This window comes from Cellvibrio sp. (genome assembly GCF_053579595.1).
In genome coordinates this window covers 1-12,225 of the sequence record NZ_JBRFPI010000102.1, presented here as the reverse complement: position 1 = coordinate 12,225, position 12,225 = coordinate 1, and the positions used below count along the sequence as shown (strand labels likewise).

Here is a 12,225-nt window from a genome sequence, read left to right as displayed (position 1 = left end):
CCTTTAGCTGCAGATACTTGTTTACCTGAGTCTTGGGTTTTCTTTTTGTCATCACCGGCCATTTTGCTTTGCGCGGCTTTCAATGCAGCAGTTGCTTTAGCAGCATCTTTTGCCAAACCAGCAACAGCTTTACCTGCATCAGCCGCTTGAGCTGCGCGAGCCTTTGCTAGTTGTGCTTTCAATTGAGCCAATTGCTGTTCCAAACTTGCAACAGTATTAACAGCGGTTTGTTTACGTGCAGCCATGGTGTGCTTCCTTTATAGTTTTCGAAAGGTCGATAAATGGATTAAAAAGTCCAACATGTATAAGTTAAAACTTTATTAAAAAAATTCAAGTTTTTTGCGTTAAATAGTCAATAAAAATGCGTTTTTTTGATGATTTTTAGTGAAAAAATGTGTTTTTGTGAATTTTTCGGAAAATTTTTCTGTGAGTTACTCTCTGCGTTAGAAAAAACAAGCCATGCATTGCTCACTCTTTTTTGCCATTCCAATGTCCAAAATTTATTTGGTTGCGATATTTTCAATCCATTTTGCAGGTTGTGCTTAGGTTGTGAGTGGTCTTTTTGGTTTTGTCTGAATCTCTTTCCGGGTGTCTTTAACGGTCTATTTAACGCATATCAATAATTCAAAGCTGACGATTTTAGAAAATATAAATAGCGATTATCGTCGCTTTCACTAGCTCAATTGGTTTCCTGGAGCCTGGGTATTGCCCCATGGTCAATTCGGTTTTAACGATGCGGGATCTTTCACGTATTGTTTTCGACGGTTTTTGTTGGCTCGATGTCGACAAAAAACAGCTGTTATTTGGATTCACACCCCACTCAACAGTATTCAGGATCGTTTAGGCGTGAATTGCTGGATGAGAGAGAAGCATTTTCATTCATTCGCGCGCTAGTTTTTTGTATAACGACAATTGTCGAAGGAGCAGGGTAAAAATGTTGCTGTATAGGTCATTTACGGCGAACAAGGCTTCAGGTTGTGTTCACGGGAGCGGCAAAATTGCTGGTGTTGTTGCTATGCGTCAATTTTTAATGATCAGGATTGGTGCTTATCAATCTTTCTGCATCTGTATGTTGTATTGCGTGAAGGTATCGCGTGCATTGTGGCTCGTGAATCGGTAATTTTATTTATGGCATGTTGAGTTGAATCCCTGTGTTAGGTTCGACGCTAGGAATAAACCGGATTTTATTTGTTGTTTAAATCAGTTGTTGATTGAGTGATATGCACGACTGCCTCCATTTTTGAAATGGATGAAAAGGCGTGTTGTAGTTAAAGGAAATATTGTCATGCCTGATAATTTACTTTTCTTCGCAATAAAAGGCCTTAGTGGTTCCTCTCGTTTATCTATGGAGGTGTGACCGCCCTTAATGACGAGAGAAAAATCAGGGCGAATGTTGAATACCGGTTTGTAAGAGATCTTTTTTATGTTCAGCGTGTTGATCAATTACTCATGGAACTCTTCTCTTAGGTGCCAGAGAGTAAAATTAGGGAGAGTTGTTGGTATGGATCAATCGTTTTATCGATAAGCAATGCATAAAGAGTCGGTCGCAGTGGTGAGGCCGGTTTGCATCGCAATCGGTGACGTAAATAGGTCTGGCAGTATCGTGTTTAGGAATTATGCATCCACTTATTTGGGTTTTGTATTGGTGTCATGTTTTTAGCAGTGTGCCTGCTCGGATGTTCTGACGGCGTTTAGAGATTGAATTCAAGTAGATTAGCCTGCAAGGGGATCAGTCGGATTTGTGCTTTGGTGTCGGCACATGACTGATTTTTGACACATATGGGAAGGTTTAGGTGGGTTTTTTGATTGGTCAATAATTCAGCGTGGATGTTGGGCTACCTGAATATTTCGCGTAAATTCCCAAAAGGGGCAGGTAAAGTGTTGGTTTTTGCTTTGCCAAAACTGCTAGAATTGGGGTTTTACCCAAGACTTACTATAACGTTCCAAATACACGAGGAGTACCCGCAGTGAGCCGCAGAAACAAAAGCCGTGCCGTCGATGATTCTAACGAGATTGACTTGACGCCGATGCTCGACGTGGTTTTCATCATGTTGATTTTCTTTATCGTGACCGCATCCTTTGTGAAAGAGGCGGGTTTTAACCCCAATGTGCCGGAGCCGAACAATAACCCTCCGCCAGAAGACGCCGAACCTAACATCCTGGTGCGCATCTCAGCTGACGATCAGATTTGGCTGATGGAAAAAGAAGGTGAGCGCCGTGTTGATGGTCGTGCTATTCGCTCAAATATTGAGCGGTTGCGTGCGGAGTTCCCCAAGGCTGCCGTCATCATTCAGGCAAGTGGTCGCGCTAATACCAGCGCTTACGTCACTGTTGCAGATGCTGCGCGCGAAGCCAAGGCACCTAACGTTGTTCTTGTGCCGACCGACAACTAATTCGTAGGCACTTGAAAAAAACCGCCTTGGAATCACGGCGGTTTTTTTATGCCTGTGGTTTGGTGGATGGTTATAGTTCGTATTCGTGGCGAACGTACTTTTTGGGTAGTGTGCTGTGCCGTGTACGTTCAGCGCTAAAGTGATCGTGGAGTTTGTCTTGCATGAGCTGGGCGAAGTCGGGCTGCTTTAAGCGGATCAGATGGCGGTGATCACCAGCCTCGATAAAAATTTCTTCAACCCCCATAAGTTCTTCATCCCATATCACATCTATTCCGTAGGCTTCACCTAATGCAGGTATCGCGCCCTCAGCGCAGTCTTTGAAGATTTCAGTTAGCTCCTCTTCTTCAACCAGCTCCATGTGCCGATCAAAAATTTGGTTCAGTGTGTGGCGGAGGATTTTATTGCGTGTCGGTAAGACACAAAGTGTGTAATGAAAATCTTCATCGCGTAATAGAACACCTTTGGCAAGGCAGTGGTCATCAATGCGCGCGACTCGTGCGGTGTTGTAAGAACCCTCGCAGTAGTCATGCTCCAGAAGCGTGAAGTCGATTTGTTTTGCTTTTAGATATTTTTCTACAGTTGCAGCAACACCCATACAAATATCTCCTGTGGCGAAATGCGCAGAGAAAGGGTTAAACACTATTTGTTGGTTATGGCATCCATCACCGATATCAAATACGTAAGCAATCCATAAATAGTTAAAAGGAAAGTTGATAAAACGTTTAGCAATTAACTTCTTGCTAATTGGAGTATAGGAAGGATTTTCAGGGGCGGGGCAAGTGTTTTGGAATTAATCCTGATTTGTTAGAACACTTGGTTGTGAGGCCACAGCACAGATTTTATAAATGACAAGCTTTAATTTACATGAAAGCGATAAAACAAAAAGCCGCTATAAAAGCGGCTTTTTGTTATGTGGCACACAGTGTGATTAGCTGAGGCTCGCCAATTGTTGTTTTACTGATGCCAATTTTACGCAAGTCACAAATACTTCCATAGCACCAACAACTTCGGGGACCGTTGGTACTGAGGGGGCGATGCGAATATTGCGATCTTCCGGATCTTTGCCGTAGGGATAGGTTGCACCTGCTGGCGTTAATTTCACGCCCGCCTCTGCCGCAAGGCGAACGGTTTCTTTTGCACAATTTTTGCGAGTGTCAAAAGAAACGAAGTAGCCACCAACGGGTTTTTCCCATGCGCCTAAATCGGTGCCTTCGAATGCTTTGCTCAATGCTGTGAGTACTGCATCAAAACGTGGATTCAGCAGTGCAGCGTGTTTGCCCATGTGTGCCATCAATGCTTCTTTGTTTGGCAGCAAACGGGTGTGGCGAATTTGGTTTACTTTGTCCGGGCCGATAGTGCAGCTGTTCAAAAACTTTTTGAAGCCAGCGAGGTTCGCAGCGCTAGCAGCAACAAAGGCGACACCAGAACCGGCATGAGTAATTTTTGATGTTGATGCAAATTGCACCACAGAATCTTCAGTACCGTTGCGACGTGTTGCTTCAAGAATACTGGCAAGCTGCGGCGCATTGGCGGTTAAGTCGTGGACTGAATAAGCGTTATCCCAGAATACGCGGAAGTTAGCGCTGGCGATTTGGCCGAGTTTGGCGATGCGTTCAACTGTTTCATCGCTATACACCACACCTGTCGGGTTGGAGTATTTGGGAACACACCACATACCTTTGATGGAATTGTCCGCTTTGAGCAATGCTTCAACGGCGTCCATATCTGGACCTGTTGAGGTCATGGGCACATTGATCATCTTGATGCCGAGTTGCTCACATACGGTGTAGTGACGGTCATAGCCGGGAACGGGACAGATGAATTTGACTTCGCCTTCGTTTTTCCAGGCGCTGGCGGCATCTTTCAATCCGAACTGATAAGCGGTCAGCATCATCTGGAACATCAGCGTCAAGCTGGAGCTTCCGCCTACCAATACGTTGGCAGGCTCAACGCCCATGATGTTGGCGCCCAGCTGTTTGGCTTCCGGCAGACCGTCGAGGCCGCCGTAGTTGCGGGTGTCGGTACCGTCAGCGGCAATGTAATTGCCCTTGAGTAAACCATCCAGCTCATCGGACAGGTTTAGTTGCTCTGCCGAAGGCTTGCCACGGGTTAGATCAAGATTGAGTTTTTTGGCGAGGATAGCCTGATATTGTTCAGTCAGTTGGCTTTCCCATTCGCGCAGTTGCGCTACAGATGCGTTGTCCAGTTGCAAGGTGATTACCTCATGGTGGTTGGCGGGATTCGTCTTAAGTTAGCAAGCTAAAGTGGGGCGCATTATACCCGCTCGCACCCCAATTGTTGTAGACAGTTTGGTGTAACTGCAAGCTTGGCGGGATGATTAGTTGCGCATCCCGGTGATGAGTGGGGGAATGGGGCAGTCGAGGCTATCGGCGATGGCGCGGAAGAGTTCGGCTTCGGCAATACTCAGCTGGCCATCGTGCAATACACACTCACTCATGGCTTTCAGCAGTTGGGGTTTTTGCAGTGGCTTGGTGAGGTTGAGTTGCTCCAGCGCTTTATCGGCGTCGGCCAATTTAATGCTCGCGCGCGGCACTAATGTGAGCGTTGAAAAGTTCAGTACCTTTTGCGCTTGCGCAAATGCGGCCGCTGCATCTTGCTCGGTGCGCGCACCGGCATAGGCCAGCAGCGATAATAAGAATTCACACTCTGCGCGCATTTCGCTGAGTTGGCGATTGCGCACCAGCTTAATATTGATAACAGTATTGTGCAGCACGATACGATAGATTGCCCATTCCATCAGGCTGACTTTTTGATCGGCACTGATCAATACATTCAGGCAGCGTATAAATGCTGCATGCTGATCTGACGATAATTGTTTGAGTGCAGCCAGGCATAATTCAATTACCGGCAAGCGCAGCTTTGCATCCAGATCGGCAGCGGTAGTAATAATATTATTCAAGTCATCCAGATCCGCAGCGGTTAAATGTTCGCTCAGGAGCGCGAGCTGTTGACTGCGCAAATCGTGTTGGCGATCCAACAACAATCCAAACACCAATCCGCGCGCACTAGCGGGTACTTGTGCTGCTTCTTTTAATAGTGACGGGATTTCGGCGATGCGATCGCGTGCGTAAATAACGTGCGGCTGTGTTGGCTGGGCGATTTGGTTTAAGGTCGCATCAATATCAACGGCAACGCGAGTGGTTGCATCCTTATAGGTTGTTGCTCCTGCACTAAAACCCATTGCACCTGTGTCGTCGTGCGAAGTCTTGCTTCTTATATAAGTAGTTTCTGCAAACTCACCGTCCCAATTGGGCTGAATACGTTTGATTCGATCTTCCAGCGGTGGATGGGTTGCCATTAAATTGAAAAAGGATTTTACGCCCTGACCAAAATACATATGGCTGAACTCGGCTGCATGTTCATTCTGTAATTGCGAGCCGTGACTACTGCCGCCAATTTTTTTAAGCGCGCCGGCGATGCCATCGGGGTTGCGGGTAAATTGCACTGCTGAGGCATCGGCGAGAAATTCCCGCTGGCGGCTTACGGCGGCTTTGATCAAATTGCCAAAAAATATTCCGCTGTAGCCAATTACTAACAAGCCCAAACCCAAAGCCATAATCGCTGCGGTAGAATTATCTTTGCTGACGCGACGCATATTGCGATTGCCTGCGCTGCGAATTAAAACCTCGCCAATCAAACCAATCACTAAAATGCCATGCAATAGTGATATCAAGCGCATATTGATGCGCATATCACCGTGAAAGATATGGCTGAACTCGTGCGCGATCACACCCTGTAATTCATCGCGGCTTAATGCATGAATGCAACCGCGCGTAATTCCGATCACGGCATCCTGGGGGTGATAACCTGCGGCAAAGGCATTGATCGCATCGTCTTCAATTAAATACACCGGTGGCACGGCGGCGCCGGATGCAATTGCCATTTCTTCCACAACGTTTAATATTTTGCGCTCATCTGCATCGCCAGTATTGCCGGATAACAACTTGCCACCCATTGCTTCAGCGATAGCCTTGCCGCCCGCGCGCAATTGGAAAAAGCGAAACAAACTTCCCAGTGCAACAACACCGCTAACACCCAATGCAATCCAGATAAATGTTTCCAGACTGAGTGCGTTGATAATTCCCTGCCACAGGCCGACTGTTTCTCCTGACTCAGCCGAATAGTGTTCTTGGCCAAAATAGGCGAATGCTGCAAATAACAAGGTGGTGATAGCGACGAGGGAAAGAACGGCAAGTATTAACAACAGGATCAGGTGATTGGTTTTGCGTCTGGCGCGATCCTGATGTTCAAAGAAATTCATGCGCGCAACCTGTCAGTGAAAAGTGAGTAATTGCTCTATATAAAGAAGGAAGACTTGGCGATAGGTATCAATACAAAAAGTCTTCCTTCTATATATAGAAGGAAGACTTTGGGCGTGCGTTGTTAAAACTGTACTTTTGGTGCTGCTTGAATCTCGGCGCTATCAGCAAATACCAACAGGCTTGCATCATCGATGTGGCCAAAACTTTTGGCAAACACAACGGGAGGGAAGCTTTGTTTGTAAGTGTTGTAGGAGGTAACCGCATCGTTAAATGCTTGGCGTGCAAAGGCGACTTTATTTTCAGTGCTGGTCAACTCTTCCGATACCTGCATCATATTTTGGGAGGCTTTCAAATCTGGATAAGCTTCCATTACCACATTCAAGCGTCCCATCGCGCTGGTCAGTAAACTTTCTGCCCCAGCAAGATCGCTCATGGCAACAGCGCTACCTGGGTTGGCGGCCGCCGCTTGTAAACCATTCATCGCCTGATTGCGCGCATTAATGACCGCTTCCAATGTTTCGCGCTCATGTTTGATATATCCCTTTGCGGTCTCAACCAGATTAGGTATCAAGTCATAGCGGCGTTTTAACTGTACTTCAATTTGCGAAAACGCATTTTCAAAACGATTTTTCAACGCTACCAACTGGTTGTAAATCCCGATCACGTAAAACACCAGTGCAGCAATAATCACGAGAAGAATGATGGTAGAGATCATGGGTGTTTCCTTTGCATGGGGATGAAATAACGCTTTCGCCGTTTTATCCAAGTGATGCTTATAAAACCGGATCTGCGGTGCGCATGATACTAGCAGGATGTACAGAGAATGCCAGAGGCTGCGCTGGCTGGGTGACAATCGTCAATAAAGAAGGGACAAAAGGTGTTGCGGTAAAAACAGTGCTTAATCGATGTATTCAAATACCTTAACCACTTGCTTTACACCATCCGTATTTTTGGCAACGTTGGTGATGCGATCGGCTTCGTATCGCGACACCAATCCCATTAAAAATACAGTTTGCGCCTCGGTAATAATCAGAACGCGGCGGCTTTGGATGCTGCTGGCGACCAGTTTGGTTTTAATTTTGGTGGTAATCCAACTGTCTTTACTGCGCGTTTGAAATCCAGTGGGAGCACCTAAGGTTAGCTCGTTGTGCACTTGCCGCACTGAATTTATTTTTCCGACTGTGTCGCCTGCGATGTTGCGGAGTTGTTCGTTCGGTACCTGACCTGTTAAGAGCACCAGGCCATTAAAACTATCGATATTGATGTGTGCATCTTCAAGTTGTTCGCTGGCTTTATTGAGGTTGACGCGCGCAAAAGTTTCCAGCTGTTGGTCATTAATTTTAGTTCCGAGCGTACGTTTATTGGTGCTGATTTGGATGGGCTCACTCGTGGTAACACTGATAATTTTGGCGCAGCTGGAAAGTAGTATTGAGGCAGTGACTACAATTGCCAACACTTTGCCCATGCGAATATGACTGGGGGTGAGAGTGCGGGCCATAAACATTTTAAAAGCCTCCAAACAATTGCTGATCGATTAAATCGCACAGGCAAAAAATACTGAGTAGATGAACCTCGTGGATACGGGGTTTGGCCACAGAAGGCACGCGAAGTTCCAGGTCGCGGTTGTCGAGTAAGGCAGCTACATCACCGCCGTCGCCTGCGGTGAGTGCAATCACTTGCATTTCCTTATCGTGCGCGGCGCTAATTGCCTGCAATAAATTGCTCGCTTTACCCGTGCTGGTCAGCAGTAGCAATACATCGCCCGCGTGGCCGAGCGAGCGAATTTGTTTAGCATAGATATCGTTAAAACTGTAGTCGCTACCAATCGCAGTTTGGGTGGTGAAATCGGCACCCAGATTAAATGACGGCAAACTCGGGCGTTCCTGTTCAAAGCGATTGATCAAGCTGGCGGTAAAAATTTGTGCTTGCGCTGCTGAAATGCCATTGCCGCAGGTGAGGATTTTTTTTTCGTTCAGCAGTGCGTGTACGATCATCTGGCTGGCTTGGGCAATCAGCGGTGCAAGTTCTTCACCGGCGTGCATTTTCGCTTCGATACTTTCATGAAACAGAGTGATAACGCGTTGATCCATGGCAATTCTACTTGTGGTGTTTTTGTGTGTGGTTGTACAGAGACCAATAATAAGGGCACGCTTGGCGATCAAGCCCCGAATGCATTTTGGATCCATTGAATGGGAGGCGCTGTACCAGTTTGATCCAATGCTATCACATCAAAACGACAGGCAACTTTATCAAACAGCCGCTGCTCTTGTAAAAAGCGGGTGGCGGTGCGGATAATTTTTTGCTGCTTGCGATAATCCACGGTTTCAATCGCGGGTGCAAAGCGCTTGTTGGTGCGGAGGCGCACTTCAACAAACACAAAGCAGGTTCCGCGCGCAGTTTTTTGCAGCATGATCAGATCAATTTCACCGAGTTTGCAGCGATAATTTTTAGTGCGAGTCACCAATCCTTGCTGCTGTAAAAATGCTTCCGCTCGTGCTTCGGCTTGCGCACCTATACTAATGGTGTTGTGCGCGCTAATGGTGTTGTCTGCCTGGCCATCGCTACTAGCCGCAACTGCATCGTCCTTGTCGCGTTTAAACATAATCAATCCTTAATATTGAACTTCGTTTTCGTTGATCACCATCGGCAGCGGTTGCGCTTCTCCGTTGCGAAATCTGACCCAGATTTGCTCGCGCTCGATGCGTCTGTCGCTCAGCATATGCAGCGCACCGGTCGCGCCATAAATGCGCATATCGGGGACTTGTTCCAGTTGTGGCAAGCGCGCGTAAAGACGAAATGCATCTGCGCCCAACGCATGTAAGCGGCCATAAACAGCGGCGGATTTTGTGTGTTGTGCAACGGCTTGTTTTTCGCGGCTTGTGGTGTCGAATAGCCAGGGCATAGTATTAAAGCGAATGCCATTTAAATCGCGATCCGCTTTTGGATTGGGTTGGCCAGAGTAGACCTGACTAGTGGAGTACACCGGAATTTTTCCCGCGTAGTGAAATGCAAATGTCGGTTTAATTTGACGCGCCTGCGCGGGATCGGCGATTAAAAAAATCATATCCACATCGCTGCGGCTGCGCGGCGATGACTGCAGTGGAATACCCAATAATGCTTGCATTTCGCGGGTACGAATTTGGCTTTGCTCAATCAACATTGCATCTTTTACCAAGCCGGAATAATTCGCGCCAGTTTGAAATTGCGTGCGGTTTACCACTACACCGCCGAGCTTTTCCCACTCATCGGCAAAGGCGCGCGCGCTGCGCCCGCTCCACTGTTGAGTTGGAATAATCACCATCGACTGGCGATGGCCTTCCAAAAATGCCTGACGCGCAACCTGGCGCGCTTCATCTTCCACGGCTAAACCAAATTGATAAAAACCTTTAAGCGGTTCAGCGGGTGGTGTGTCGGGATAATTCAGTGATAGCACCGGTACTTCCAGTGATGGCATCAAACTTATTTCGGTGACTTTTTCTTTATCGATAGGGCCAATGACCAAGTCGGCACCATCGGCGATAGCTTGTTGGTAGGCTGCAATTGCATCACCGCTACTATCGTATTGGCGCACTTCAGGAGTATTGCGGCCATTGCTCAAGGCTTCATAATAAGCCGCAAAAAAACCATCGCGCACTGCTTCGCCCGCTTCGGCTAGCTTGCCTTGCATGGGTAGTAGTAGCGCAACTTGTTGCGGTTGCTGTTCAATCAAACTTTGCAATAAGCGCAAGTCGCTGGGCAGATTGTCATGCGCGGGATGTTGCCGCCACACGCCCAACCATTGCTGTAATTGTTCGCGCTGTTGTTCCAAATCGATTTGGTTGTTTTTGTTGATGGCGGCGAGGCTGTACCAACCGCGCGCTGCCTGACCGTTTTCATCCTGACTGAGTTGCTGTAATTCAGCAAAAGGGATGCTCATCAAATTTTGCCAAAGGACGTCTTGATTGGCCTGGCGCTGGTTTTTGTTGTCTATTAATCCATTCAGTTGAATGCGCTCGGCCACGCTATTTTGCGCTTCGCCCAGAAGTGCAAATACCTGGGCGCGTTTTTCGCGCAGCGACACTTCAGTCTGTGGTTCCATGTTTGACCATTGTTGTTCCAGGCGCGGCTTGGTTAGAATGCCGTGCGCTAAGAAATTGGAGCCTTGGTGTAAGGCGATGGTGCTGAGCAGGTCGGTGTGTTTTATGTAGTCCTGATCGGGCAGTGAATCTGAGTTCATATCGACCAACAAATCCCGTGCGCGATTGTATTGGCGCGCATCGATATAGGCTTGCGCGGCCTCTAGCATCAAGCTCTCCCGCTCGGGTGACTGCAATTGATTGGCCTGATTCAGCAGCTTCGCGGCGCTTGGCTTGGCCGCTTGGGTTTTGACTGTGGCGGATTTGCGTTTCTCGGACTGGGGGGGATTGCTGCTACAGCTCGCCAGACTCAAGGCCAGTGTTGCGATCATCAGCGTGGCTAGGGTGTTGGTTGATAAGTTGCGCGACTTGGTCGATAAAGTGCACAAAAAAGGCCGTATCGGCATGAAAACCTCGGTGAAAACCTGCAGTGAATATTCAATATCCAGAGCCAGAAAGCTGGCGTGGATTCTACCCTTTTTCGGAGTTCGGTATGACAACAGTAGCCTCCAACCAAGGCATTCTCTATGTCGTGGCGACCCCGATTGGTAATTTGGGCGATATGGTACCGCGAGCGGTGGAAACACTACAAACGGTAGCAGTAATCGCCGCTGAAGATACGCGACACAGTTCCCGTCTGTTGGCTCATTTTGATATTAAAACCCCCTGCATCGCTTACCACGACCACAGTGATGAGACGCGCGTTGAGCAGCTTATCGCCCGCATGCAGGCTGGCGATTCAGTTGCCCTGATTTCCGATGCGGGCACCCCGCTGGTATCCGATCCTGGCTACCGTTTGGTGCGCTTTGCTCGCCAAGTGGGTATTCAAGTCGTTCCTATCCCCGGTGCCTGCGCCTTGATCTCTGCGTTAAGTGCCGCCGGTTTGCCCTCTGATCGTTTTGCGTTTGAGGGTTTCCTGCCCGCCAAACAAGTCGCCCGCTGCGCCCAGCTGCAATCATTGGCCGCTGACCCGCGCACCTTGATTTTTTACGAAGCTCCCCATCGCATTTTAGAAACCCTGCACGACATGGCGCAGGTGTTCGGCGCGGCGCGTGAAGTGGTGATGGCGCGCGAGCTGACCAAAACCTTTGAGACGATAAAAGGCAGTAACGTCAGTGAGTTAGCGGCATGGGTAGAGAGCGACAGCAACCAGCAGCGCGGTGAAATTGTGCTGCTGGTCCATGGCGCTCCCAAGCCCGAAAGCGAAGCTATGACGCCCGAGCATATGCACATCATGAAAGTGTTGCTGGATGAATTGCCGGTGAAACAAGCTGCGGCGATAGGTGCAAAACTCACCGGGCTTAAAAAGAATTTTCTTTATGATTGGGCGTTGCAGCAGGCTGAGTAGTCTTGCAGTGGCTAGCAGATTTGCGCTTATTTTGATGTAAGTTTGATGTAAATTATTCCTGTTTGTTATAGTGGCGCATCTGAAAA

General features: G+C 48.0%; 10 protein-coding genes and 1 pseudogene. 2 read left to right on the top strand and 9 right to left on the bottom strand.

Annotated elements, in window-relative coordinates:
- A pseudogene (locus ACWA6V_RS08530) lies at positions 1–245 on the bottom strand (hypothetical protein); the annotation flags it as partial.
- Between the two features lie 1,722 nt (positions 246–1,967).
- Between ACWA6V_RS08530 and ACWA6V_RS08525 the strand changes: the two are divergent.
- Positions 1,968–2,393 (top strand): ExbD/TolR family protein, encoded by a 426-nt coding sequence (locus ACWA6V_RS08525; protein ID WP_449522081.1) that lies wholly within the window; start codon positions 1,968–1,970, stop codon positions 2,391–2,393.
- A gap of 70 nt (positions 2,394–2,463) precedes the next feature.
- Here ACWA6V_RS08525 and ACWA6V_RS08520 read toward each other — a convergent pair whose 3' ends face one another.
- The 8 genes from ACWA6V_RS08520 to ACWA6V_RS08485 form a co-directional block, all read right to left on the bottom strand.
- Positions 2,464–2,988 (bottom strand): aminoacyl-tRNA deacylase, encoded by a 525-nt coding sequence (locus ACWA6V_RS08520; RefSeq protein ID WP_449522080.1) that lies wholly within the window; start codon positions 2,986–2,988, stop codon positions 2,464–2,466.
- A gap of 333 nt (positions 2,989–3,321) precedes the next feature.
- A complete protein-coding gene (locus tag ACWA6V_RS08515; RefSeq protein WP_449522079.1) occupies positions 3,322–4,605 on the bottom strand; it encodes an aminotransferase class I/II-fold pyridoxal phosphate-dependent enzyme in 1,284 nt (427 codons plus the stop codon).
- Positions 4,606–4,731: 126 nt separating this feature from the next.
- Complete coding sequence (locus ACWA6V_RS08510) at positions 4,732–6,675, bottom strand: M48 family metallopeptidase (protein WP_449522078.1); 1,944 nt, start codon at positions 6,673–6,675, stop codon at positions 4,732–4,734.
- Between the two features lie 122 nt (positions 6,676–6,797).
- The gene (locus ACWA6V_RS08505; RefSeq protein ID WP_449522077.1) at positions 6,798–7,391 is read right to left on the bottom strand and encodes a LemA family protein; all 594 of its coding nucleotides are present in this window, start codon (positions 7,389–7,391) and stop codon (positions 6,798–6,800) included.
- Positions 7,392–7,574: 183 nt separating this feature from the next.
- Positions 7,575–8,180, bottom strand: a complete 606-nt coding sequence (locus tag ACWA6V_RS08500; RefSeq protein WP_449522076.1) for a BON domain-containing protein — start codon at positions 8,178–8,180, stop codon at positions 7,575–7,577.
- A 1-nt stretch (position 8,181) separates the two neighbouring features.
- A complete protein-coding gene (locus ACWA6V_RS08495) occupies positions 8,182–8,766 on the bottom strand; it encodes an SIS domain-containing protein (RefSeq protein ID WP_449522075.1) in 585 nt (194 codons plus the stop codon).
- Positions 8,767–8,834: 68 nt separating this feature from the next.
- Positions 8,835–9,278 carry a YraN family protein gene (locus ACWA6V_RS08490; RefSeq protein ID WP_449522074.1) on the bottom strand — a complete coding sequence of 148 codons (444 nt, stop codon included), beginning with the start codon at positions 9,276–9,278 and terminating at the stop codon, positions 8,835–8,837.
- Positions 9,279–9,287: 9 nt separating this feature from the next.
- The gene (locus tag ACWA6V_RS08485) at positions 9,288–11,198 is read right to left on the bottom strand and encodes a penicillin-binding protein activator (RefSeq protein WP_449522073.1); all 1,911 of its coding nucleotides are present in this window, start codon (positions 11,196–11,198) and stop codon (positions 9,288–9,290) included.
- Between the two features lie 86 nt (positions 11,199–11,284).
- On the opposite strand from ACWA6V_RS08485, the gene rsmI reads away from it, so the two are divergent.
- Positions 11,285–12,139, top strand: a complete 855-nt coding sequence (rsmI, locus tag ACWA6V_RS08480; RefSeq protein ID WP_449522072.1) for a 16S rRNA (cytidine(1402)-2'-O)-methyltransferase — start codon at positions 11,285–11,287, stop codon at positions 12,137–12,139.
- The last annotated feature ends 86 nt before the right edge of the window (positions 12,140–12,225 follow it).

Coding starts and splice junctions, on each gene's coding strand:
- ACWA6V_RS08520 (WP_449522080.1), bottom strand. CDS start 2,988: ATGGGTGTTGCTGCAACTGTAGAAAAATATCTAAAAGCAAAACAAATC.
- ACWA6V_RS08510 (WP_449522078.1), bottom strand. CDS start 6,675: ATGAATTTCTTTGAACATCAGGATCGCGCCAGACGCAAAACCAATCAC.
- ACWA6V_RS08505 (WP_449522077.1), bottom strand. CDS start 7,391: ATGATCTCTACCATCATTCTTCTCGTGATTATTGCTGCACTGGTGTTT.
- ACWA6V_RS08500 (WP_449522076.1), bottom strand. CDS start 8,180: ATGTTTATGGCCCGCACTCTCACCCCCAGTCATATTCGCATGGGCAAA.
- ACWA6V_RS08495 (WP_449522075.1), bottom strand. CDS start 8,766: ATGGATCAACGCGTTATCACTCTGTTTCATGAAAGTATCGAAGCGAAA.
- ACWA6V_RS08490 (WP_449522074.1), bottom strand. CDS start 9,278: ATGTTTAAACGCGACAAGGACGATGCAGTTGCGGCTAGTAGCGATGGC.
- ACWA6V_RS08485 (WP_449522073.1), bottom strand. CDS start 11,198: ATGCCGATACGGCCTTTTTTGTGCACTTTATCGACCAAGTCGCGCAAC.
- rsmI (WP_449522072.1), top strand. CDS start 11,285: ATGACAACAGTAGCCTCCAACCAAGGCATTCTCTATGTCGTGGCGACC.